The organism is Bacillus sp. Brlt_9 (genome assembly GCF_051948935.1).
Taxonomy (GTDB): Bacteria; Bacillota; Bacilli; order Bacillales; family Bacillaceae_G; genus Bacillus_A.
This window is the reverse complement of the sequence record NZ_JAYJLO010000001.1, coordinates 831,264-856,305: the sequence shown is the minus strand read 5'-3', so window position 1 is coordinate 856,305 and position 25,042 is coordinate 831,264. Positions and strand designations below refer to the sequence as shown.

The 25,042-nt window shown below is 36.0% G+C and carries 18 protein-coding genes; 3 read left to right on the top strand and 15 right to left on the bottom strand.

Annotated elements, in window-relative coordinates:
• Nucleotides 1-60: 60 nt before the first annotated feature.
• The 12 genes from galT to VF726_RS04290 form a co-directional block, all read right to left on the bottom strand.
• Nucleotides 61-1,551, bottom strand: coding sequence for a UDP-glucose--hexose-1-phosphate uridylyltransferase (galT, locus tag VF726_RS04345; RefSeq protein ID WP_440166703.1), 1,491 nt, complete (start codon nucleotides 1,549-1,551; stop codon nucleotides 61-63).
• A 402-nt stretch (nucleotides 1,552-1,953) separates the two neighbouring features.
• A complete protein-coding gene (locus tag VF726_RS04340; RefSeq protein ID WP_440166135.1) occupies nucleotides 1,954-6,330 on the bottom strand; it encodes an endo-alpha-N-acetylgalactosaminidase family protein in 4,377 nt (1,458 codons plus the stop codon).
• A 426-nt stretch (nucleotides 6,331-6,756) separates the two neighbouring features.
• Entirely contained in the window at nucleotides 6,757-7,764 is a 1,008-nt protein-coding gene (lacD, locus tag VF726_RS04335; RefSeq protein WP_440166133.1) for a tagatose-bisphosphate aldolase, read from the bottom strand.
• A gap of 15 nt (nucleotides 7,765-7,779) precedes the next feature.
• Complete coding sequence (gene lacC / locus VF726_RS04330) at nucleotides 7,780-8,715, bottom strand: tagatose-6-phosphate kinase (RefSeq protein WP_440166131.1); 936 nt, start codon at nucleotides 8,713-8,715, stop codon at nucleotides 7,780-7,782.
• A gap of 26 nt (nucleotides 8,716-8,741) precedes the next feature.
• Complete coding sequence (gene nagA, locus VF726_RS04325) at nucleotides 8,742-9,890, bottom strand: N-acetylglucosamine-6-phosphate deacetylase (RefSeq protein WP_440166129.1); 1,149 nt, start codon at nucleotides 9,888-9,890, stop codon at nucleotides 8,742-8,744.
• A gap of 20 nt (nucleotides 9,891-9,910) precedes the next feature.
• A complete protein-coding gene (locus tag VF726_RS04320) occupies nucleotides 9,911-11,077 on the bottom strand; it encodes an SIS domain-containing protein (RefSeq protein ID WP_440166127.1) in 1,167 nt (388 codons plus the stop codon).
• Between the two features lie 61 nt (nucleotides 11,078-11,138).
• Nucleotides 11,139-12,038, bottom strand: a complete 900-nt coding sequence (locus tag VF726_RS04315) for an ROK family protein (protein ID WP_440166125.1) — start codon at nucleotides 12,036-12,038, stop codon at nucleotides 11,139-11,141.
• Between the two features lie 108 nt (nucleotides 12,039-12,146).
• Nucleotides 12,147-12,314, bottom strand: coding sequence for a DUF6903 family protein (locus tag VF726_RS04310; protein ID WP_440166123.1), 168 nt, complete (start codon nucleotides 12,312-12,314; stop codon nucleotides 12,147-12,149).
• Entirely contained in the window at nucleotides 12,304-14,475 is a 2,172-nt protein-coding gene (gene gnpA, locus VF726_RS04305; protein ID WP_440166121.1) for a 1,3-beta-galactosyl-N-acetylhexosamine phosphorylase, read from the bottom strand. The genes VF726_RS04310 and gnpA overlap by 11 nt, the downstream gene beginning before the upstream one ends.
• A gap of 12 nt (nucleotides 14,476-14,487) precedes the next feature.
• Complete coding sequence (locus VF726_RS04300; RefSeq protein ID WP_440166119.1) at nucleotides 14,488-15,477, bottom strand: carbohydrate ABC transporter permease; 990 nt, start codon at nucleotides 15,475-15,477, stop codon at nucleotides 14,488-14,490.
• Nucleotides 15,478-15,491: 14 nt separating this feature from the next.
• Entirely contained in the window at nucleotides 15,492-16,382 is an 891-nt protein-coding gene (locus tag VF726_RS04295; RefSeq protein ID WP_440166117.1) for a carbohydrate ABC transporter permease, read from the bottom strand.
• 70 nt (nucleotides 16,383-16,452) lie between these two features.
• A complete protein-coding gene (locus VF726_RS04290; RefSeq protein ID WP_440166115.1) occupies nucleotides 16,453-17,796 on the bottom strand; it encodes a carbohydrate ABC transporter substrate-binding protein in 1,344 nt (447 codons plus the stop codon).
• Between the two features lie 169 nt (nucleotides 17,797-17,965).
• On the opposite strand from VF726_RS04290, the gene VF726_RS04285 reads away from it, so the two are divergent.
• From VF726_RS04285 to VF726_RS04275, 3 genes are all read left to right on the top strand, one after another.
• Nucleotides 17,966-18,826, top strand: a complete 861-nt coding sequence (locus tag VF726_RS04285) for an AraC family transcriptional regulator (RefSeq protein WP_440166113.1) — start codon at nucleotides 17,966-17,968, stop codon at nucleotides 18,824-18,826.
• Nucleotides 18,827-18,895: 69 nt separating this feature from the next.
• Entirely contained in the window at nucleotides 18,896-19,759 is an 864-nt protein-coding gene (locus VF726_RS04280; protein WP_440166111.1) for a PucR family transcriptional regulator, read from the top strand.
• A gap of 183 nt (nucleotides 19,760-19,942) precedes the next feature.
• Entirely contained in the window at nucleotides 19,943-21,046 is a 1,104-nt protein-coding gene (locus tag VF726_RS04275) for an ABC transporter ATP-binding protein (RefSeq protein ID WP_440166109.1), read from the top strand.
• Nucleotides 21,047-21,255: 209 nt separating this feature from the next.
• On the opposite strand, the gene VF726_RS04270 is transcribed toward VF726_RS04275, so the two are convergent.
• The 3 genes from VF726_RS04270 to VF726_RS04260 form a co-directional block, all read right to left on the bottom strand.
• Nucleotides 21,256-22,206, bottom strand: coding sequence for a serine protease (locus VF726_RS04270; RefSeq protein WP_440166107.1), 951 nt, complete (start codon nucleotides 22,204-22,206; stop codon nucleotides 21,256-21,258).
• 308 nt (nucleotides 22,207-22,514) lie between these two features.
• Complete coding sequence (locus VF726_RS04265; RefSeq protein ID WP_000648329.1) at nucleotides 22,515-22,802, bottom strand: AbrB/MazE/SpoVT family DNA-binding domain-containing protein; 288 nt, start codon at nucleotides 22,800-22,802, stop codon at nucleotides 22,515-22,517.
• 115 nt (nucleotides 22,803-22,917) lie between these two features.
• Complete coding sequence (locus VF726_RS04260) at nucleotides 22,918-24,798, bottom strand: ABC transporter permease (RefSeq protein WP_440166105.1); 1,881 nt, start codon at nucleotides 24,796-24,798, stop codon at nucleotides 22,918-22,920.
• Nucleotides 24,799-25,042: the final 244 nt, after the last annotated feature.

Sequence of the window (25,042 nt, the reverse complement as noted above, 5' to 3'; positions counted from 1 at the left end):
TTACCTCCTTTATCATATAATTAGGTCATTTTGTAATCGTTATAACTACTAAGTCCATTCCTAATGTAAGGTCTGAATAAATCGTTTAAACGCCGATATTCCTTCGTCATCTCGTTTAAAAACACCAGCATCTTCAAGCGCCTGTATAAATTTCTGTCCTAATTCTGCTCTTACTATCTCCTGTACATTTTGTTCATGTATCCGATTGTTATATTTGATTTTTAATTGTTCTGCCCATCGTATATGAAGCGTTGGAATATCACTTGGACTGTTAAGTAAGAATTTTTCCACTTCCTGAAGCTCTGTTTTTAAACGCGCAGGTAGTACAGCTAATCCCATTACTTCTATTAGACCAATATTTTCTTTTTTAATATGTTGTATTTCCGCATGAGGGTGAAAAATACCTAATGGATGTTCGTCACTTGTACGATTGTTCCGTAAAACAAGATCCAATTCGTACATACTATTCCGGTAACGGGCAATCGGAGTTATCGTATTATGTGGAACATCATTCGTAAATGCAAATATATTAACGAACGGATCACTATATCTCTTCCACCTATCTAATATGTACTCCCCTGCATTTACTATTTGTTCTATGTCTTTACTTCTTAAGCGAATAACTGACATAGGCCATTTAATAATAGAACATTGCATTTCTGGAAAGTTAGTTAGTTTAAACATTAGGTCGTTTGATGCATTTGCCATAGCAAATTCATCGTTTCCACCTTGATAATGGTCATGTGTTAGAATAGACCCTCCTACAATTGGCAAATCTGCATTGGAGCCAAGGAAATAATGCGGGAATTTTTCTACAAATTGTAACAAACGTAAAAATGTTTGACGGTCAATTTTCATATCACGGTGTTCTGAGGACAATACAATGCAGTGTTCATTGAAATATATATACGGAGAATACTGTAGAAACCAGCTTTCACCTGTAAGATTCATCCGGATCATACGATGATTCGAGCGTGCTGGATGTCCAATTCTGCCTCTATATCCTTCATTCTCAATACAGAGTAAACATTTTGGATAATTTGTACTTTCCAATACCCTCTCTCTAGCAATTTGTTTCGGGTCTTTTTCCGGTTTTGATAAATTAATTGTAATATCAATGGGTCCATATTCCGTCTGTACTTTATAATTTATATTTTTGGCAATTTGCTTCATTTGAATATAGTTGCTGTTTTTACTTAATTCATAGAAGTAATTTGTCGCAGCCCTCGGATTCTGTTCAAATTTTTCATAAAATAGAGCATTGATAGCAGTTGGTTTGGACATAAAAACATCCATAATTGCACTTGCTAAAATCTCCTTCTCGTCCATTACTGCCTCAATGACTTTATGCATACAAGCGTATTCAATTAACTCCTCCAATAACTCCGAAATTGCTTTCTTTGCGGGCGTGTGCGCTGACGCTTCCACTACAAAGTCATCTAAACGAAGTAAAGAAAGAATTTTATTCCTTGTATATATTTCATCTTCTTGTTCAATTAATTGAATTTCAATAGCTCGATTAATTAACTGCTGGATAGCTTGATATATCATCAATATATACCTCCTCTAACCTTATAGCTGTTTATGTTGTTGCGATACCAGTTCTATTTGCCTTTTATCATTTTATGAACAGACGTATGGGATAACCACCATACTAATATACGTTTTTCTTTCTCCAAAGAAGCTATTAGCATACTTGAATCTCTCGTTTAGCAAGCTATTTTGTTACATTATACGTACGTAAAAACACTTCTACAATCAACATCTTGTCGTATTTTTTAGACATCTTGCTTTTCACTTTTAACATCTCACTGAAAACATACAAAAGAACATTTTCCAAAAGCAGTTTCCGACGATTTAATGAATACAATGAGGCCTATCTCCTTCGAGATAGGCCTCTAATTTACGATATTACACTAGCTATAAACTACCTTTTTCTTAAATTCAGAGTCTTTATCTCTGTGACGCTCCCCCTGAAGCTAGCCTTTCAATACGCAGATTATCTAAAATAAACGTACCCGCTCCGGTATCTCCGTTTAAATTCGTTCCATCACTGAAAATTCCAACATAAGTTTGACCGTTCTCAGAACCTATCACCGTAAACTCTGCTGTTTTTGTTTCAGTAGATGCAGTAAGAGTGTTATTCACACTCAATCCCTTTGCACTCGCAATGTCTCTAACATCAATTTCTTGATCCCCTGAAATAAAGCGGAATGCATTTGCTGTCGTTTGATAGTCAAATGATACTTTATAAGTTACGCCAGGTTCGAAACGATAATTTTGAGGAATAGTACGGTACAGCAAACCTTTATTTCCAGTGTTCACTTTAACGGACCAATTCCCACCTAATACATCATCGACTAATTTTTTACCTGCCCACCCTTTTTGCGTATATGGAGCATGCAGTTCAGACAGATGAATTCTGTTGTCTTCTACACCTTCTGTATTACCAATAACAAATGGGTAAATACCTTGTACTACCGATTCGAAATCTTGTTTAAACTCTGTCGGTGAGACATTATTTTTTAAGGACTTTTGAACGATCCGAATATCATCAAATTTTGTGTTTCCTTTTCCAGCATCACGGCTTAGAGTTAATTTAGCCCTATTAGTTACAGCTGTAAAGCTTACTTGCATGATTTGCATTTTGCTATTGTATCCATCATTTGAAGCATGTGAATCTGCCTTTACATAGTTCTTTTGCAGGCTACGAAGTGTGTAGTTGCTAACATCTTCTTTCCCACCTGTTACTGTAATTCCAGCCTTTACATCACTATTGTTTTCAACATATACCTCTGCTACATAATCTTTACCTGCTTCCAAACCAGTAAGAACACGTGAAACAGTTGTATCTTTAGACGGACTATCAATATTCAAATAGTAATCTCCACTACTTACATTACGGTTGCTTCCATTTTGATTCGTTCTAATGGCGCTTACAGCTTTATTATCACCTTGAATAGTTGTATATGCACTTACTTTTCCTGTATTGAATCCCGCGTCATATATATGAGCACCCTTGCTCCAATCATAGTCAAGGATTTCCAAGCCTTTATCTATTTTTGGTACAACAACATAAGGAGTTGCCGCACTAGCTGTCAAAGTTACCTTATTATTTACAACCTTGACTTCTTTCATATCTGCTCTACCTTGATCTGTCAATTTGTATACATAAACAGTAGAAGCATCTTTATATTCATCTGGAAGTGCCCAAGTAGTTGTACCACCTTCCAAATTCCAGTGATATAGTTTGTCAGAATTAGAAGTTGAATTTTTAAAGTCTTGTTTCACCCAAGGAATTAAATAAGCGTGGTCATCAAGTATAACATTTCCATTCAGTTTAATAATACGTTCTCTAGAATTATCTTTTCTAGTTACATCGACAACATCCCCATTACTTGGGTCTTTCAATTTTATTTCCTTTTCTAAGTTTGTCTTGCTTTTATCACCTTCTACATCTGTCCAATTCGTTACATAATATTTTTGCAAGAACTTAGTAGGTAAATTCGTATCAAATGTCATGCGAATAAAATTATCAAAATTCTTATCAGATTGCCATCCTTCGAAACCAGCTAATTCAAATCCACCAAGTAACGGATGATCCGCAGTTCCTCCTACTTCAGGCCAATTCAACACCCAAGAATCTCTTTGGTGATTGCTAATAAAGCGTAGTACTTCTGAGTTGATACCTTTACTTTCCGGTCCACCGTAGTTTTTATCGGTAGCCCAGTGTTGCCACGTTGAATTATTGGCCATAGAACCACCAAATTCCGTTGTTAATCTCCAGCCCCTATCTTTAAATTGATCTGCTATTCTATTTGATTCCCATTGATTTTGATACCATACATCCAAATAAATAAAGTCAAGATCAGGAACTGCAGTTTTCAATTCATCCAGTCTTTTTGCACGCGATCCAGAATACAAATCTTTTAATTTATTAATTGTATAAGATTGATCTAACCATCCCCATCCTAAAGAACTCGGACGATCAATAAAATCATTGTTGAAAGCTTTCGCTTCAGGATAAGTTTCTTGCGCATTTATATGGACACCAAATTGGGTATTATACTTACGCCCCTCTTTAATAAGCGTATTTATATCTTTCACGCCGCCCATACGTTCACCCACATCACCATAATCTGGATGACCACTATCATGCCCTTCGTTTGCATATCCTTTTAATATGACAGCTTGCCCCAATTCATCTGTAGCAAGAGCGACTTTTTTCACATTATCTGCAGTTTTTAAGAATGGTTGTTGTGCTTGTGATCCGAAATTCATTGCAATACGCATTCCGACATTATTGTTTACATCTTGGTATCCTTTAATGTCTTGCATAATATCACGGTATGCAATTGCCGCATCTTGCCAATCTGTCTTATTATCAGTATTCAAATCTTTAGCGATAGCTATTTTAATAGTTGGTTTATTTTTTTGTGGTTCTGACATAAAATCTCTTTGGTAATAGAGTGCACTAGAACCTATCCCCATTGCCTTAGCACCATTTTTATTTACATATCGATTTGCAACTAAGTTTTTATAGCCATCCACTTCTGAACTAGACCATACACCCGCACTCAATTCGTCAGTTGACAAGAATGCTGTATAATTTTTAGTAGATGTACCTATTTCTCCCATAGAAGAATCTACACTTACATCCACATCTCCTGATTTCCTAACATCAGTACTAATATTCGTTAATTTAGCCTTTGCACCTTTTTGTTCCGAATTTACTGAGATAACGTTCATATCAACAAACTCAACTGTTTCAATTTTTGCACTACCATTATTTTTAATCTCATCAAAACTATAAATAACTTTATTATCATTCACTTTCAAAGATACCTTAAATGTAGCATCAAGGTTTTTCATTTCATCCACAACTTTTAATGTATATAGCGCTTCACTATCGCTTAACTTTTCAAAGCTTACTTTAGGATAGTATAAGGAACCATTTACTTTCAATCCGTACACAGGTGATTCTTGTCCATTCATTACTTTATCGCCAACTTTGTATTTCACAATTCGCGGGAATACTTGGTCAATAGTAACATCCATATATTTTGACTTTAATACATCTTCTACTGGTGGAGTATCTGGAGGCTTTGGCGCACTATATTCCTTGATTTTGATATTAGAAATCGTAATATCGGCAGCTCCTCGGCTTTTTTCAAACCCAAGTCCACCCGCTTGATCTACACCACCAGTTAAAGTCCAAGAGTCGACCTTTTTATCATCAATGTATAACGTCGCAACATCGTCCATGAATACTAAACGTAAATGGTATGTTTGTTTTGCTTTTAACGGCACGTTTGAAGTCATCGCCGTCCAATTATTTATAGGTCCAAATGTTTCACCAAAATATTGATCGTTCGTATCACCTGTTCCTACATATGTGTATGCAGATGCATTTTGAACACGATAAATGAATCCAAAGCGATTCATCTTATCAGTATTAGTAGTAACATCCGCTTCAAAAACACCATTTTTAATCCCTTTCATTTGGCTATAGACAATTCGATTTTTTTGGGTAGATGTAACACCGAAAGTTGCTGAACCATCTGCATTATAAGTAACTTTTCCGTCGCCTGAGATAATTTTAAAGTCGCCTTCTTCTAATTTATTATCCGTAATGTCGACAAGTTTTTCATCTCCCGGATCCGTGCCTCCATCACCAGGTGCAGCTCCTAATTCGATGAGAACTTGACTTTTTTCATCTCCAAAAGCACCGAGTTTAACTGCTTCCTTACCTGTAAGGAGGTTATTTACATCATTAGGTAAAGTAACCAGTCCAAATAAATCTTTTCCATCTAATGTAATGTTCATAGTGGTTGCGTTATAATCGATTTTTATAGAATACGCGGTCCCAGCCTCTGGAAGTGGAACATTCGGTCTTGTTCTTAACCAATCACCTTTTCCTTGATATTTGTATTCATAGAACCATCCAAGTGAGTCATAGCCTACAAAAACGAAGTTATTATTGTCAATATAATGAGGATAGAAACCAAATCTAGTATCCTCGCCCTTGGTTTCTGGAGTAAAGGTATACGCCATCGTTCCCGCTTCTTTAGCGACTTTATTTTGTTCTTGAAAAATTGCAGCTTTAGCCCCGTTATCATTTCCAGCACCTGCTCCAAGCCTTGCATAGGCCTTCCCATTTTGTTCTATTAATGCATTAATTTCGTTTCCTCCAGATGAAATTATGACCCATGGATTAGACACATTTGCTCCTACATGTAATGGCACAATCATACTCACTAAAAATGTCGGCACAATTAGCACAAGTGCAAGAAGGGTATTAAAAGCTCTCTTGAAATGCTTACTCTCCAATTCTTCTCCCCCTTTGAAATTTAAATTTTAGTTAAAAACAATACCTGCACATTCATTTTTAAAAATATACCAAAACCTGAAAGGTACCGCTTTCACTTATGTTTAGAATAGTTTTTTTCAAGTGTCCTCTCAATAAAGATATTGTTTCTTTTTTTAGTTATATTGTCTTTTTAAAACGCTTACAAAATAAGGGTGTTATCACCTTTTCGAGGGTGTTTTTATTAATTTTTATAAAATAATTAATAATATTCAATTTATTTATATGTAATGGTTGCTCCCCTTTTTAGTCATGATCATAACTCCCTTAACTGTTCTGTGCTTTCATCCTAGCATTTGTAGCCATACTGGACGCAACTAAAAAATGAGCAGACGAATGTCTACTCATTTTTCTTCATTCCATTTAAACATGGAAGAAAAGATATTTTACTAACTTTGAAGCTCAGCTGTTACTTTCACTTTAGCAAACCATGAATTAGCCGTCTCTTTCAACACGAGATTCAATTCTTCAATATTCTTTTTACCAATATCTTTTAACCAATGACGACCTGCTTGTTCACCGCCTATAGCAAACGGCATGACACCGTCTTTCCAAGTTGCCCGACCACATAACACTCCGTTAAAGGTAGATTCGGAGTCCTTAGCAAATTTTAATGTTTCTTGAAATAATTTTGCGCTTACTCCTGCACTCAGAAAAATAAATGGTAGCTTCGTTGCTTCACTTTGTTCTTTAAAATAGGAAGCTGCTTTTTCTTTACTGTAAACAAATTCACCTTCTGTATATCCTTCCACATAGTTCATATCTACTGGAACTTCTACTTTTAATACATCTACTTTATATTGTGGTTTCGAGAACTCCTTCATTGCCTCAATCACTTTATACGGTTTTATTTTTGCGTATGCTTTACTTTTTACATCATTGCTGTCAGCATCATAAGTAACAATCTCCAAGAAAAATGGAATATCTTCAGCAGCACACTCAGATCCGATACGTTCCATATAGACATGTTTATAGTTATTAATTTTTTCATCTTCATCGAAATCATAGTAGAGTAAGAATTTAATAGCATCGGCACCTGCTGCCTTTAATCGTTTCACCGACCACTCCGATAATAAATCTGGTAACCGTCCTACTTCTGACGCATCGTATCCAGTTTTTTCATACGCTACGATTAAGCCTGATTCCTTATCGCGGACCTTAGCCGCGGGCAGACCGTATTCGGGGTCCAAAAGAATCGCTGTTGTAAATGGTGTTAATTCCTCAGAAACTACTTCTTTAAAACGGGTAATGCCCTCATCTCCAACTTGACTCGCACCGTCAGACGCAATCATTTTTTTCAATGATCCACGTTGGTCAATAGCCAATGCACCAATTATTCCATTTTCAGCAGATAAACGTTTTAGAGCTTCCAATTTATTTTTGGTTAGTTCTAACATCTACATTCTCCTCTATCAATCTAATTTTTCAACTTTAACGAGATCAAAGTAATGTTTAAACTTATTCACATTAATATAGCCCGTTCCAGCTTCCATCGTATTTAACATTCCAGTAGTCATCGCCATTTTAAGAACAATCTCGACCGTTTGGTTCTGATGTAGTGCCACAGCTAATCCTGCAACTGTTGCATCACCAGCCCCTACAGGATTAACCACTTCAATTTTCGGGATCGTAACTCGGTAATAGTCCCTGTTATGCTTAACAAATGCACCTTCACTACCCATCGACACGATAATCCACTCAATTCCAGTAAATAATTCATTGTTTAATACTTGCTTTAGTTCTATGATTCCCGCTTCCATGTTAATGCCCAACAGCTGTGATAATTCCGCTGTATTCGGTTTGATGGCGAATGGTTTTTCTTTATGAAGCATCGCTTGTTTCAAAGATTCCCCTGACGAATCCATAATTACTGGAATTCCATTTTCATGACAGATTTCTAACATTTGATAATAATAGTTAGTCGGTAATCCTTTCGGTAAACTGCCCGAAATTGTCACAAGTGAAGCTGTTGTAAGTAGCAACTCAAACTTTTCTAAAAAACTAACCCCTTCTTCTTTGGATAATGTTGGCCCTGATTCTAAAATCTCTGTTTGCATCCCTTCATGAAGAATGGCGATACAATTTCTTGATTCTTTTTTGATTTCCAAAAAATCATTTGGAATATTGACTTTATTTAATTCTTGAATAATATATTGCCCAATCGTACCACCAAGCACACCTGTCGCTAGAACACCTTCTTCCATTTGAGCGATCACTCGCGCAACATTCAAGCCTTTTCCACCAGCAGTTTTATGAACGGCTTCCACACGGTTAACAACATCTAACCTTAATTCATGAATCGGATAGGAAATATCGACCGATGGATTCATGGTGACAGATAGTATCATTGGTAATCCCTCTTTCAGAAATTTGTTTAAGCTTGAAAACGGCATACACCGTCAAGATAGGTAGCAGTTACATCCATCTCTGGTGTCATCACAATAAAGTCAGCATCATATCCCTCAGCTATCTTCCCGCATTCGCCATCAAGCTGCATACTTTTAGCTGGTGCCGTGCTTGCCATGTAAATCGCTTCCTCGGGCGCGGCAATTCCCCATTCGACGACATTTTTGACAGCATCTTTTAATTGCAACATGCTCCCTGCTAAACTTCCGTTTTCCAAACGAGCCATCCCATCTTTTACTTTCACAGGAAATTCTCCCAACTGATACATTCCTTCAGGCATACCTCCAGCCATCATACAATCAGAAACCATAACAACCTTTTCTCTACCGCGAATATTCATTAAAATATTTGATGCAACGGGATGTACATGATGTCCATCACATATGATTTCGGCAAAAACATCTTTTAAGTTCATGGCCGCTCCGACCATCCCTGGCTCACGATGATGCAATGGACTCATTCCATTGAAAGTATGAATAAAAATGGAAGCTCCTTTTTCAATCGCTTGCTTTGCTTCTTCATACGTTGCGTCACTGTGTGCCAACGCCACTGCAATCCCTTCTCCTACAGCATATTCAATACATTCCGCTGCCCCTTTCCTTTCAGGTGCAATCGCAATTTTTTTGATAAAATTATTTGATAATTCCTGCCAAACTTTCAACATTTCAACTGATGGGTCACAAAAATATTTCGTGTTCTGTGCTCCTTTATGCTTTTCAGTAAAAAATGGTCCTTCTAAAAAGATCCCTTTAATTTTTGCACCTTGTACTTTCTTATAATTGGCACCAATCATTTCAACGACGTTATTTAATGATTCTATTGAGGATGTTAAAGTTGTCGGTAAAAAGGATGTAACGCCGCAAGAAAGGAGTCCTACCGAAATTTGGTTCAGTCCCCCAAAACTATTGTCCATGATGTCGTGATTTCTAAATCCATGAATATGTGTGTCTACTAGGCCTGGAGCGATCCAATGTCCTCTATACTCAATAATTTCTGCCGTGTCCTCTGGCCTAGTTTCTGAAAAAACACCGAATTTTCTGTCTTTTATTTCTAAAAATCCAGGCCCCGTAACCATCTCCTCAAGAAAAAACTTATCTGCAAAGATAAAAATAGACATATATGTTTCTCCTATCCTAGTTACTCATATTCGTAGATGGTAACACCTTTAACGACACGGTTCACTGTTCCTGTCGGTGAAGGTGTATCCGGTGTATTGCCTACTTTCACGGAAGCTAACAGTGAGACTGTTTGCCCAATCATGACAAAAGGTAACGCTAAGTAGGCATCTGGTACAGACTGGGCCTCGCTGCCGAATACAAATCTGTTCCCAGCATAATTAGTTTCTCCATCAACCTCGATGGCACAAATATAACTGGCAATGTCGTCCTGCTGCATTTCTTTTAACATATCTAAATCATATTGACGTGTATACGGATGGTTAGAAACAAACACGAAAACTAATGATTTTTCGTTTACAAATGATTTTGGACCGTGCCGGAAGCCAAGCGGTGAATCAAATGCGGTAACAATTTTCCCAGCTGTCAGTTCTAATATTTTTAATTGTGATTCTTTCGCTAAGCCTTCTAAACTACCAGAACCTAAGTAAATAATTCGGTCAAAATCAAAATCTACTATCTTTTGAATAACGTCTTCTCTTTGAATAACACTTTCACCCATTTGATGGATTTTTTTCACTATCTTCGATTTTTCTTCTATCAATATAGAATCAAAAACAAGTAATGCCATTAACGCCATGCAAGTATAACTTCCTGTCATTGCAAAACCTTGATCATTTGATTTTTCAGGCATCAATAGTAATAAATTTTTTTCATTATTCACGGCCCTTTTAGCTAATTTCCCATCTTTTGCACAAGTAATCGTTATTTGATACAATTCGGTTGCTATATGCTCAGCTAATTGTACAGCAGCAACACTTTCCGGACTATTTCCGCTTCTAGCAAATGAAACAAGTAAGGTCGGAAAATCCTTTTTGAAAAATTGATAAGGATTTGAAACTAACGTAGTGGTCGGAATACTTAGTACTTCCCACTGTTGTTCATCTACTTTTTCTATTAGATAAGGGGTGACTGTATCACCAACATAAGCAGACGTTCCAGCGCCTGTAAAAATAACCCGAACCCGGTTGTGTTTCGTTACTACTTTTTGCAAAAACTCATCAATTACCTCGCTTTTCTCCTTATATAAATCAAAGGTTTCAGCCCATAAATCAGGCTGCCGTCTTATTTCCGCCGTTGTTATCGACGCGCCTAACGAAACTAATTTGTCTTGACTTAATGTAAACATATTCGTCCACTCCTCTACCTATTTGCCATCATTTTCTCCATAAATGAAGACCGGCGCCGCCTCATTCCTTACCTTCAAATACTCGTAATCCTGCACCAACAACTCCATTATTTTGTGCCAATGTACTGATGCTCATCTGCTCCAAAAGATGTTGTTGCTCAGGAAGCTGATAACTTTTTAACTTCGCTCTAATCAACTCCAGTAGAAATGGATTTTTCACAATGACACTGCCACCCAAAACCATTTTATGCGGATCTAATAAACAGGAAATCTTATAAAGCCCTTGAGCTAAATAATCAGTTACCTCATTGATGATGGACTGATATTCTGGTACCTCATTTATATAACTAGCAAAAACATCCTTTGTTGAAATAGCATCTACCTGTAAGTCTCTTTCGGCTATTCTCTGAATCCCTGGCCCAGCAGCAATTTTTTCTAATCGTTCATTGCCCCCCTTCGTGAGGACAGGAATCAAACCCAGTTCTCCAGCAAATCCTGCCCCCCTAAAAAATGAGCCTTTATGAATGATAGAACAAGATATGCCCGTACTTATAGTCACATAGACAAAGGTTTCATTCCTTTTTACATACGCTGCTCTCCATTCGGCATAAGCCGCCATATAAACATCATTGTCAATCGTAATCCGCTGAATACCAAATTGCTCTTGCAAACGAACTGAAATAGGAAACTGTCCCCAAGGTAAATTGTTTTGAAAAACGGCAATTCCCTTCTCGCGATCTACTTTTCCCGGTACCCCAACGCCAATTCCCTCGATATTAGCGATGGAAATCGATGATTTTTTGAGAACTTGTTCCACAGCTTCTACAACTCTATCAAACATTTTTTCTCGGTCTGAAGGATCACTTTTTATTTCCGCGTGTTCAAGCAGTTTGCCGGTATCCGAAATGACTCCCGCTGCAATCTTCGTTCCCCCAATATCAATGCCGACTGCCTTTTTCATTTGTCCGCACCCCTAGGTTTGTATTTGAAGTATTGAGTAATTTTCTATACTTGTTATCGTTGAACATACATGTGCGATTCCTTGATCAATTCACTTGCCCTAGTTAATTTATACGTATTTTCGATTGTAGTCATAAAGTAGCCCTAAGAGACCAGCTAACCCAATCAACATCATGCCTAGTTCGAATTTACCAGCTGTCTTTTGGTAAAAAATAATTAAAGACAGGCATACGATAAACACAACAATCTTAATAATAAATAAAATATTAGCCTTCATTTGAAAAATCCTCCCATCTGATTTCACTAGGTGCCAACGTCACTTCTTTCCTGTTTCCTTGTCCGTCGTAGACAGCCGTTGTTTGTTCGATCATTGAATTGTTAACGATTGCCATTTTTTGAATAGATGGATATGCATGGACTTCACAATAAATGTTGCTCGCATGATACTTTTGGAATTCTCCTTCTTTATTAGCAGCATAGTATAACGCTCGCATCAGCAGACGTGTATTTTCTTCGCTGTATGGCAGCCCTGCTATATAGACAGCTCTGCCTTCGCCAAACGGATGGCTAGAAAGGTGCACTTCTCCATTCGAATATTCGATTATTTCGGTTTTATCTGATAACGCATAAATGTTTTTCATTCCTTCACCAAAATCAAATTGGGTGCTGTCAGCAGAAATAAAGTGATTTTCGACAGGGGTAATAAAATATTTATCTGTTGATAAGCTAAAACCTAATTCTTTGTCAACACCTAAGACGTTCGCCAATTGAAAATAATGTCCTTCATGCTGATAGGCTGTCGGTTCGCCAATACCTATGAAACCTCCACCGTTATACAACCAGGCCCTAATTGTAGTGACTAACTTTTCATTAATCCAATTAGCCCCTCCTGAAAAAGCTGTGCCTACATCGCCGGCATTAATGATAACGTCAATATCCTCATGGATCCCCTCGTTAATGACATCATCAAAACTAATGAACGAAACTTCCACGGCAGCCCCGCTTAAGGATTCCAAAACACCTAAATAAGAATAAATTTGTTTATACCATAGAGCGTGCGCAACCATATGTGTTTGCCAAGTTCTCAACTTGCCCCATGAATTCAAAATTGCAACTTTAAGACCGCTGTATGGTTGAACGCCTTTAATCGTGTCATGAATTTCACGGAATTCCTCAGTAACTTTTTCAATGTAGGAGATAAATTCCGGGAATTGATAAGCTAAACTTAAATAACCGCCATAGCCGATACGATCAACAGGATTCCGCAGTAAAGCTCTTCGCGCCGTTAACCAGTTTTCATTCGCTTCAATCGTCGGGTTATTACCTTCGTAAAACGTGTCTGGGAAGAAATACGGTAAGAAACGTCCTTCTGTGTAACGAACATGTGGTATATCTGCAATCATACGTAATGTAGCTCCGCCGCCCACACTGCCTACAACTGCGTCCAATCCGATATTTTCGAAGTATTTTCCATATGGTTCTGTACCAATCCAGTTATCACCAAGAAACATCATTGCTTCTTTTCCACTTTCATGGACGATATCCACAAGTTTCTTTGCTTCTTCAGCAACAAACTTATGAACAAAATCTATATAATCTAAAAACGCAGGAGTTGGAATTCGAAACGCTGTATTATAATAACCTTGATCAACTATGTCCTCTGGCCTTAAGCGATAGCCCTTTTCTTTTTCAAAGGCATCCAAAGCAGCAACTGAAACACTAGCACCATATCCGAACCAATCAACAAATTTCTCTTTGCCAAGATTATTAAACACAAGAGTAAAATGATAGAAAAATGTTGTAAATCTGACCACATCTGTATCTGGATTTTCTGTCAGCCATTGTTTTAAATAGGTTTTCATAAATTCATTAGAGTGCGGCTGCCTAACATCAAAAGGAATATCATGTGGCTTATCACCCCAATTATTAGTTATATGATTGTACATTTGAGTTGGATCCCAAATCGCATAGACTAGGAATGAAACTGTATATTCATGCCAAGGAATCGCCTTCGTAATCAAAACACAATTTTTCTCTTCGTTTACTTCCCAATCAGTAACGTCAACAATTTCTCCTGTTGTCCGATCGATAACCTCCCAGTATTTTTTAGGACTGTGAATGTAATCTGGCTTTAATTGTTCCTCAAAGTAGCCTTTCATAAAATCTATTTCAAGGGTGTCAGTAAGCGCCGTATTGAACAAGCTCATTAAATACAGTTGCTGGCATTCATCCATGTGCTTCTCTGCGAACTCATTGTGAGCTCGTGCAACAAAATAGGTCGTATAAATTCTCGCATCCAACTGTTTAATTTCATCGTCTAGTTTCGTTCCATCACTATCACGAATCGCATCCGCGCCCCATCGCTCCATCAATTCTTTTGTTTCCTTAAGAAAATTTTCTTCACTCGGTAAAGTAACACGGCCTTTTTTCTTTTTCATGTAAATCCTCCTCTAATCCTTTAAACCACCAAGGGTCATTCCTTGTGTTAATTTTTTTTGCACAATGATGTATAAAATTAAAGTTGGTAGCATCACAAGAACCATACCTGCATACATTTGACCATAGTTCGCAGCAGATTTTTGAGCTGCCATCAAGTTCATTAATCCAACAGGTAACGTTTTATTTGGTCCTGGAATTAATGTTAAGGCAATAATATATTCGTTCCAAAAGGCAAGAAAATTAAATAAAATGACGGCAATAATACTTGGACGAGCTATCGGAATCATGACTGAAATCATTGTTTTAAAATATCCGGCACCATCGACCAATGCCGCTTCCTCATACGTGGATGGAAGCGATTGAAAAAAACTAGACAGCAAGTAAATGGTAAATGGTAACGCCGTCGCCGCATATACCACAGCTAAAATAAATAAATTGTCTAGTAGAAATCCTTCACCAAGCTGACCTTGTAAAAAGGCATCTCCGTCCAATAACATCAAGAAAATTGGAACAACAATGTAGTTCACATTGATGAATAACCCAGCTTTAAAAAAAGTATTTATTAATTTGCTTCCTCTAAAAGTATATCTTGCTAACACATAAGCTGCTGGTAAGGCCACAATCAATAAAATGACCAGAGCCAACGCAGTTACCATGACTGAATTCAACATGTAGGTACCCATGTTAGCCTTTTGGAAAGCATCGATAAAATTTTGAAAATAGAAGCTTTTCGGCATGGCCCAAGGACTTCCATAAAACTCCGAGTTTTTCTTCACTGAGGCTAAGAAAACCCATGCAACAGGAATAATGATAGAAATTGCTAACGTAATTAGTGCTACATATATAAAACAGCGATATATTACTTCTGTAGTCATACCTTTTTGGGGCTTAACTGTTTTTGGAGCTTTATAAGCTGCTTCTACAATCATTTCTTTTTCGGCTTCCATCATTTTTGGATCTTGATAAGCTGTTTCTGTAGTCATTCTTTTTTGTGTTTCCATCGTTTTGGACCTCCTTAATACTCCAACACTTCCCTTTTAGTGACACCGCTTATAATTGCAGATAATGCGAATGAGAATAGGAAAATGACCACTCCAATAGCCATACCGTAACCGTAAGAAGAATTAGTGTAAGCTTGCTTATACATGTAGCTTAAAAACACTTCCGTCGATCCGTCAGGTCCCCCGCCAGTCATTGCTTGAACGAGTAGAAAACTTAAATTAATCGTACTAATAACGAAGAAAGTTAACGTCGTCCGAATGTTATTCCAAATTAATGGTAAAGTAATACTGAAAAATTGTCTGATCCGTCCAGCCCCTTCCAAAGCGGATGCTTCATAAAAACTTTCCGGAATGCTTGCCATTGCCGCCATATACATGACCATATAGTAACCAATCGCTTGCCAAATGAGTGCCCCGCCAATGCTGTAAATAGCAATTTTTTGATTGCCGAGCCACATCTTTTGAAGATTTTCAAGGTTAAATAAAGCAAGTATATTATTTAACAATCCTGTAGTCGGATCATAAACTGCAGAAAATATTCCCGCGATAACTACAACTGATAAAATATTAGGGAGATAAAAAATAATTCGAAAGAAGCCTTTACCTTTTATTTTTTCTCTCGTTAACAAAGTGGCAAATAAAATCGCCATCACCATCGTGATAATTGTCACAATAACAATTAATACGATACTGTTTTGGAGAGATCGAAAGAAATTCATATCATTCCATAAAATCTTAAAGTTATCGAGCCCAACGAATACTTTATTATTAGAAAATCCTCCCCACTTATATAACGACATCCTGAATACCTCAATCGTAGGAACAATCATAAAAACGGCTAACAGGATTAGTGCAGGTGCAGTACAAACAAAAATAAAAATTCTTTTTTCTGTTGTCTTATTCATGCCATCACCTCAGTTAATAAGTACAACGGTGAGACTAGGCGACTCACCATTGTACATAGTGAAAACGAATTTATTTTAATGCAGACCGTAATTGATCACTCACTTTTTCAACAGAGCTTTGCCAATCTTTCACCTTTTTATCACCAGAAACAACACTGTCAATCGTTCTAAATAATGTATCTGGCATACTTACACCTTCAACAGCTTTCGTTGCAGCAAACCCACCTATTCCCACTTTCACTCCATTATCATAGATACTATAGAATGATTTATTTTCACCTGTCAGTTTATTAGAAAGGCCTTTGATAGGCTGGATTGCACTCGACTCAGCAAAAATTTCAGCTGCCTTATCCGAATAAACAAACGTCATGAAATCTTTAGCAAGTTGTTTATTTTTAGCTGCAGAAGGAATCCACATTTGTTCAAAGAAAGTAAATGCATACCGGTCGCTATTAGCATCAATTGTCGGTAAAGCCATCATGCCCCATTCAAACCCTTTAGTTCGAGGAGCTTCTTTCATTTCACCAACTACCCACGTACCATTTGGCATAAACAAAGCTTTGTTATCGAGAATCAACTGCTGATTTTTCTTGTAGTCTTTATCATTTGCATTCGCAACAGTAGTTGGCTCTGTATATTCTCCTAATTTTCCGATAATTTCAAAAGATTTTGTTGCTTCAGAAGTTTCCCAAACACCATCTGTATATTTCATAGCTTTATTAAATAACTCAGGTCCGCCCACCCCTAGTAGTAAAGAGTAGAAGAATGTATCAAAGTAACCTGTAGTAGGATAAGTAAATAATGAAATCCCTTCTGCTTTCGCTTTATCTCCTAAAGCCCACATTTCGTCCCAAGTCTTCGGCACTTCCCAACCTTTTTCTTTTAATAAACTAGCATTATAAAATAATCCAGTTGGACTATAGAACATCGGTGCCATATAAATTTTACCGTCATTATAAGGGTTAGTTGCAGGTGTACCAGTAAGCCCTGGTACTAACTTATCTTTGATTTTAACATCTTCACCATAAACATTTTTATCAAAAACATCGGTAATGTCTTCTAATGCTTTATCTTTAATCAAAGTTTCTGTTAGCGCCTGTTTTCTCCCCGTTGCCAACAACACAACATCCGGATACTTTCCTGCTTTCATATTTGAGCCTATGACATCCTCAAGATTTTTGTCCACTGTCAATTTAACATCAACTTTTGGATTAGCAGCTTCATATGCGTCAATCACTTTGCTCCACATCTCTTTACCATAAGCCGATTCAAGTGTTGCCACATGAAGGGTTTGTTTTTCACTAGAGCCTTTACCATCCTTAGAGTTATCAACTTTTGTAGTATTACCTTGGCAAGCTATTAAACTAAAAGATAACAAAGCTGTCATCCCAGACAACAATAACTTTTTTTTCATCTCTATTTACCCCCATCTCCTAATCTTCCTTTCATAATTAAAGAATACAAAATAGAGAACGCTTTCACAATAAACATCTTGTTCTGTTTTTTAGATATCTTGCTTTTTACTGAATATCCCACTAAAATCTTTATAAAATAGAGAAAAAGTCTAAGAAGGAGGAATTCATTTGTCCAATGAAGTATATGAGATTCCACAATTTCAACGAAACCATCTTCCAGTAAAGCTTCTTTATATGACAAAATCAAAATACGATAAAGATTGGCATAGCACCATTCACGCTCATCACTTTACAGAGCTATTGTATATTACTAAGGGAAAAGGAACTTTTATCTTTTACAAAGAAGAAATCCCTGTCCAAGAACATAATTTGATTATCATTAATCCAAATATCGAGCACACGGAAAAGTCTGATACAGATCACCCACTCGAATACATCGCACTTGGTATTCAAGGTCTGTCCTTTTCATCCATAGAAAATCCTAGTCCAGTCACTATTCATAATTATAGCCAGGATCAAAAAAACTTTCTCTTCTATCTTCAGCAATTAGTCGAGGAAGTGGAAAACCATCAAGAAGATTACGACTTAATTATACGAAATATTCTGGAAATACTACTACTTAAAATGATGAGAAAAAAATCTTTTAATGTAGAAAAAACATCTACCCAAAAAATTAATAAAGATATTGAATTTATTAAAAATTATATTAAGCAGCATTTTCACGAAAATATCAGCCTGGATACATTAGCAAGCATCAGTCATATTAATAAATATTATTTATCCCATTCTTTCAGGAAATTCGTCGGTGTTTCGCCTATTGAATATTTAATTCAAACTCGTATTAGAGAAAGTAAAATATTGTTAGAAACTACTAATTATTCGATTTCTAACATTTCAACCATTACCGGTTTTTCTTCCCAATCATTCTTTGCACAATCATTTAAACGTGAAACGACTCTATCACCTTCACAATACAGAAACGCTATAAATTCTAGCAAAAACAAACTAGATTCTAATGCGAAAATTTAAAGATAATTACAATGAATCTATACTTCTTTACTATATTGTTACTATAATTTTTGAAAGAAGAGTGTTCCTATGATTCAACAATTAAAAACATATTATGGTGAGGATATCAAAATCAATGAAGCTGTGTTATCTGAAGATTATAGCTGGTTTTTAGTTGACGGAAACAAAGTCGGGATTCGAAAAATCCGATTACACCAAAGAGAACACCAATTGCTTTCATCTATCTTAACACCTATTCATACTGACACATTTTATAAAACAGAAAAAGAAAAATTGTGGCATGAAGCATTATTCAAAAATAACAATATTTCTATACTATCAGTTCGTTTTTTACACTTCTTCACAACACAACCTATAGTAGAAAAAGATGAATTTCAAGATGCTTTACAGTCTATGTTTTCTTTTCCTACTACAATGATATGGGAAACTTCGCAAGCAGGTGTCCTCATCTTAGAAGAAAACATGATAGAATCTGTATTGCAAACAGCCCTAGATACACTAGAAACGGACTTTTTTATATCCCTATCCTTCTTTGTTGGAAAACGCTATTCACAAACAACTGAATTTGCTTATCTGTACCAATGGGAGCGAAAACTATTTTCTATTCTTTCTCCCTATTTATATAAAAAAATTACATACATTGAACAACTGCTCCCTTATCAATTAATAATTTCATTACCGAAAGAAGAAAGCAATAAATACACGAATCAATTATTAGCTCACATTTCTAATGACAAAGAACTAATAGATAGTGTTAAAGTATTCTTCGAATGTAACTTAAATGTATCTCTTGCAGCGAAACAATTATATTTACATCGTAATACTTTACAGTATCGAATTGATAAATTCATTGAAAAAACAGGAATTAATATTAAAACTTTTGAAGGTGCAGTAGCAGTTTATATGGCATTTCTTTCTTTAGATGTCTCATGAAAGACAATGTTCATTTTTCTTATACGATCATCGTTTTATAAACTTACGTCTAAAGAAGCTTTCTCGTAGCTTAAATCTGTAAACTTGCATAAAAGCCTCCTATTTTTTTGTGCACAATGCCAATTTACTTGCACTTTTAATAATCTTATAATTTGATTAATTATAAAAAAGGAGTGAATATTTATGGCCGAACTTGTATTAGATCATATTTTTAAAGTTTATGATAATAAAACCACTGCTGTTTCCGACTTTAATTTACATATTGAAGATAAAGAGTTTATCGTATTTGTCGGTCCTTCTGGATGCGGGAAATCAACAACGCTTCGTATGATTGCAGGTTTAGAAGATATTTCTGATGGTTCGTTTTACATTGATGGAGAGCGTATGAATAACGTCGCTCCAAAAGATCGCAACATTGCGATGGTATTTCAAAATTACGCACTTTACCCGCATATGACTGTTTATGATAATATCGCGTTTGGTTTAAAACTACGTAAACTTCCGAAAGATGAAATTAATCGCCGCGTAACGGACGCAGCGAAAATCTTAGGGCTTGAAGATTACTTACAACGAAAACCGAAGGCATTATCAGGTGGACAACGCCAACGGGTTGCACTAGGAAGAGCTATCGTCCGTGACGCCAAAGTATTTTTAATGGACGAGCCTCTATCGAATTTAGACGCAAAATTACGCGTAAGTATGCGTTCAGAAATCTCAAAACTGCATCGTCGTTTAAATACGACTACTATATATGTGACACATGATCAAACAGAAGCAATGACAATGGCATCACGGCTTGTCGTTATGAAAGATGGGCTCATTCAACAAGTCGGAACTCCAAAAGAAGTATATGATACTCCTGAAAACATATTTGTTGGCGGATTCATAGGTTCTCCAGCTATGAATTTCTTTACCGGAACATTACAAGATAGCTATTTTCATATGGAAAATATCCGCTTCAAAGTACCAGATGGCCAACTAAAAACATTAAAACAAAAAGGGTATAATGGACAAAAAATTATACTCGGCATTCGTCCTGAAGACATTCATGATGAACCTATCGTTCTTCAATCTTCTCCTGAATCCACGGTCGAAATTACAGTAGAAGTTGCTGAATTATTAGGTGCTGAAACGATGATTCATGGAAAACTTTCAAATCAAAACTTTATTGCGCGAATTAACGCTCGTTCCGAGATTAAGGCTAACGATACACTTCCATTAGCTTTTAGCTTAGCGAAAGCACACTTTTTCGATATCACTACCGAACAACGGATACGTAATAATTGACGGATAGCCCCCAAAAAATCGGGTGGAATGGTCCTGTACGTAAATCAAAATTTTCATTTTAAATGTATGCATAGCTTCTAATTCCAAAAAACAGATATAGTTGTGTCAAACATTTCGTGAAAAGAATTAAACGCTAGATTCCACGATATATGCGACAGAACCATACTAAAAAACATCTCCTATGAATAGGAGATGCTTTTTAATATTTTCTATTCTTTTAATAAATCTATTAATCCATTCCCTTCAGATGTACGTTCATAACCTAAAGGTACAGTTCTTTTAATAAGTTGTGCATATATTTCTGGCTCTGATAATTTTCTACCATATTCCCACTCACACTGCTTAATAAGCAATGCGAGTGCTCCAGCGACATGGGGTGTCGCCATAGAAGTTCCACTTAATACCGCATATTTCCCTTCAAGATACGTAGATAAAATTTCATCACCTGGCGCCACTAAGTCAATTTCTTGATTCGAATTACTAAAACATGCGATTTTTCGTTCTAAATTGACAGCACCGACCTCAATTACTTCCGAGTAAGCACCTGGGTAATCTAGTTCCTCCGTGTTATCATCACAATCTCCATTATTCCCAGCAGCACATACGACAAGAACATCTTGCTTTACCGCGTTTTGAATTGCTTCATGTAATTCCGGAACGTCTTGCGGGCCACCAAGTGACATTGATATAACTCTAACTCTTTCTTTATTAGGCCCTCTCCAATTTACAGCATAATGAATCGCCTCAATAATTTGCTCATAACTTCCAGAACCATCTCCCGCTAAAACCTTTAACACTAACATTTTAGCAAGCGGTGCGACTCCTAAAACCCCAACACCATTTTCAGTCGCTGCAATTGTCCCCGCTACATGAGTACCGTGGCCATTATTATCAAGATAAATATTCGGATCCCCTTCGTAATCTTTCGTAAAATTTCTTCCGCCGATAATGCGATCCTTTAAATCTATATGATTCATATCACACCCTGTATCTAATACGGCAACGACAATATCTTTTCCTTTCGCACTCTTCTCCCATACTTGCGGAGCATGAATGAGTTGTACACCTGGTGGAATTTCATTTACTTGTTCAACCACCTTTTCGACTGTAAAAGGAATCAATTGTATACCTTTTTGTTTATTCGCTGTACTACTATTCATCGTAATCCCTCCTGAAAATATATTATTTTCATTTCAGACCACTTTTGAAAATGCTTAAATGTAACATTCGTTTTATTCGTTTCGTATTCCTCCCTTAAAAATATTTCTCAATATAGCTTACTAATTTTATCCCGCATTAACGGGCAGTAAGACCCCCACTGATTAAAGTTTCACTTTATACTACTCTTTTATTTATCTCGTAATTTTTAGACACGAAAAATTACGAGATAAATAAAAGGACCAATTTAATGGTCCTTTTGTAGTTTTTAAAGAATGATATGAAATTTTAAAAATAATTTAAAATAAGACTAAGCCTCACTCTTATTTAAAAACTTCTCTATTTCTTTTATGAGGTGTTTCGCTCCATCTATACTAACAGTAATGTTTCCATTTGCTAATGATATGTTTTGATTTGAAACATCACCTGTTATTTGACAAGCATTGTAAGGTTGATATTTTTGTAAAATGACTTTGTCTTCTTCTACGAAAATTTCAAGCGGTGATTTGATTTGTATTCCCAATACATCACGTAATTCTTTAGGAATAACAATTCGTCCTAATTCGTCTACTTTTCGAATAACTCCTGTTGCTTTCATATTACTCCCCCCTTACTTTCTATTATTTTTTCCACCTCGCTCTTTCCATTTTATCACTTTTTGGTAATACTTGTCTCTTTTTAGAAAATTTTGTACTCAAGTTAAAAAAACACAGTTAACGAATACGTAATCGCTCTTTCAATTGTTTTAAATAACGAGATCGTATCAGTAAGAAATATACAACTTGAATTGCTACGAAAATACTTAACACAATCGCATTTTCTTTAAATAGTGAGTACTCAAACATCTGTCCCAGTGCAGTTAACGCTACTGCTCCATGTAATGTTGCAACACCTATTGGAACGAAGAATAAAAGTGCCAATCGAATTGTAACTACTTTCGATAATTCCCCGCTCGTTAAACCTACTTTTCGAATCATTTCAAACAAACGAGTATCATCCTCCAAATCAGAAAACAAACGGAAGTAAAGGAAGCTTCCTGCACATACGAAAAATACAATACCGATAAAGAAACCTACAAATAGAATTGGCCCTGCAATTTGTAAACTTTGATTTTGTGCGTACTCTTCTGCACTAAACGTTGCATGTTCTTCATAAGGCTTCATCTGGTGCGTTAGTTCTTTACCAACCTCAATTTCATCTTTCGTTCCTTCTGTTTTGTACACATAATCTTTTTCCTCTTTAAATCCATCTTGTAATGCATCATACTGATTGTTAGAGATTACATAAATGTTACCTCTTAGTATTTTACTTAATGAAGAAGTATTAACTTTTTTCACTTTTAAAGATTCATTCAAATGTGGTAAAGTAATTTCTTTTCTTTCCTTCACTGGTGGTCCTGGTATATCGACTGCTAAAAATAAAACTTCTTTATTTGCTACAGTTTGAAATGGTTCTCCTGTTAACTTCGCATATTTCTTATAATCTGATTCTTTTATGAAAACGGCATTTCTTAAAGACTGCTCCTCCGTCTTTTTCGTTGAAACATTCGTTTTAGAAGCTGCTATATTATGTTTCTTTAATCCTTCCTCAATCATCTTCAAATGTTGTGATTCATGACTATTTCCTTGCTTAGAATGATACTGAAACGCAATAGGTCTCTCCATAATACCTTTCGTCATTGACGTGAAACCAACTAATGTACCTATTGCTGAAAATGCTACAGTTGAAATAATAGTTACAATAAAGAACATTCTTGCGTTATCTCTCATACGGTAAGCTAAATCTGACAAGGTAACAATATTTGTCTGTGTCCAATAGAAACGTTTACTTTTTTTACATAGTCTAATAATAAAGACACTCAACTGCTTGTACAGCAAATACGTACCAATAATGACTACCGTTGTAACAGGAATCATCATGACAAATACCATTGCACCGTGTGACAGGAGTGCTCCTGCATATCCCACACTAAGCAATATAACCGCTAATATAGAAGAAATAATGGATGCTTTCGGTTCCGGCTTCGCTTCTGCTGATCCTCTAAACAAGTTCATAATTTTATTTTTTCGAATCATTCCTGCACTAAACAATGAAATAATCATAAATAATACGAAAAACATAATACTCGTTACAACAATGGCTTTCATTGGAATGTAATAAGTTAAAGAAATATCTAACTTTAATATCATCGGAGCTACAAATATTAATATTCCGGAAAATAGCATTCCAGCAAGTATTCCAAAAATAATGGCCCCTATCCCAATCATAATATTTTCAAAGAAGATAAGACGCTTTAATTGATATTTCGTCATACCTAACATCATTAAAATTCCTAATTCACGCTTTCTCGTTTTTAAAAACATTCCCATCGAATATAAAATAAAGAAAAACGTAAATAAGTAAATAATGGACTGTGCAAAAGACATACTTACGAATACATACCGTCCCAATTCTCCAGCGCTTAACGCCGGATGAAACGCAAAAAATGAGTACACAAAAAAGGCCATAATTGCAAATGCACTACTTAAAAAATATGCTGAGTATGTTCGTCTATTTCGCGTTACATTCCTGTATGCGAGTTCTCTAATGTTCATATTACTTCTCCGCCCTTCTGCTAACTATGTTCTCATATTAGTAAAATGCGGAAATAGCTTCCATCGATTCAAATGACAAAAACCTTACATTATTGAAAGGTTTCAAAAAAATTGCTTAAATGAAACAGTTTCATTATAATGACTACATTCATATTCATACACGCATCCTATTGTATATTCGTTAGTTTTGCGAAATAATAAAGGATAGAAGTATGTACCAATATACATATAAACTTATTTACCG

Coding starts and splice junctions, on each gene's coding strand:
- galT (WP_440166703.1), bottom strand. CDS start 1,551: ATGATATATCAAGCTATCCAGCAGTTAATTAATCGAGCTATTGAAATT.
- lacD (WP_440166133.1), bottom strand. CDS start 7,764: ATGTTAGAACTAACCAAAAATAAATTGGAAGCTCTAAAACGTTTATCT.
- lacC (WP_440166131.1), bottom strand. CDS start 8,715: ATGATACTATCTGTCACCATGAATCCATCGGTCGATATTTCCTATCCG.
- nagA (WP_440166129.1), bottom strand. CDS start 9,890: ATGTCTATTTTTATCTTTGCAGATAAGTTTTTTCTTGAGGAGATGGTT.
- VF726_RS04320 (WP_440166127.1), bottom strand. CDS start 11,077: ATGTTTACATTAAGTCAAGACAAATTAGTTTCGTTAGGCGCGTCGATA.
- VF726_RS04315 (WP_440166125.1), bottom strand. CDS start 12,038: ATGAAAAAGGCAGTCGGCATTGATATTGGGGGAACGAAGATTGCAGCG.
- VF726_RS04310 (WP_440166123.1), bottom strand. CDS start 12,314: ATGAAGGCTAATATTTTATTTATTATTAAGATTGTTGTGTTTATCGTA.
- gnpA (WP_440166121.1), bottom strand. CDS start 14,475: ATGAAAAAGAAAAAAGGCCGTGTTACTTTACCGAGTGAAGAAAATTTT.
- VF726_RS04300 (WP_440166119.1), bottom strand. CDS start 15,477: ATGGAAACACAAAAAAGAATGACTACAGAAACAGCTTATCAAGATCCA.
- VF726_RS04295 (WP_440166117.1), bottom strand. CDS start 16,382: ATGAATAAGACAACAGAAAAAAGAATTTTTATTTTTGTTTGTACTGCA.
- VF726_RS04290 (WP_440166115.1), bottom strand. CDS start 17,796: ATGAAAAAAAAGTTATTGTTGTCTGGGATGACAGCTTTGTTATCTTTT.
- VF726_RS04280 (WP_440166111.1), top strand. CDS start 18,896: ATGATTCAACAATTAAAAACATATTATGGTGAGGATATCAAAATCAAT.
- VF726_RS04275 (WP_440166109.1), top strand. CDS start 19,943: ATGGCCGAACTTGTATTAGATCATATTTTTAAAGTTTATGATAATAAA.
- VF726_RS04270 (WP_440166107.1), bottom strand. CDS start 22,206: ATGAATAGTAGTACAGCGAATAAACAAAAAGGTATACAATTGATTCCT.
- VF726_RS04265 (WP_000648329.1), bottom strand. CDS start 22,802: ATGAAAGCAACAGGAGTTATTCGAAAAGTAGACGAATTAGGACGAATT.
- VF726_RS04260 (WP_440166105.1), bottom strand. CDS start 24,798: ATGAACATTAGAGAACTCGCATACAGGAATGTAACGCGAAATAGACGA.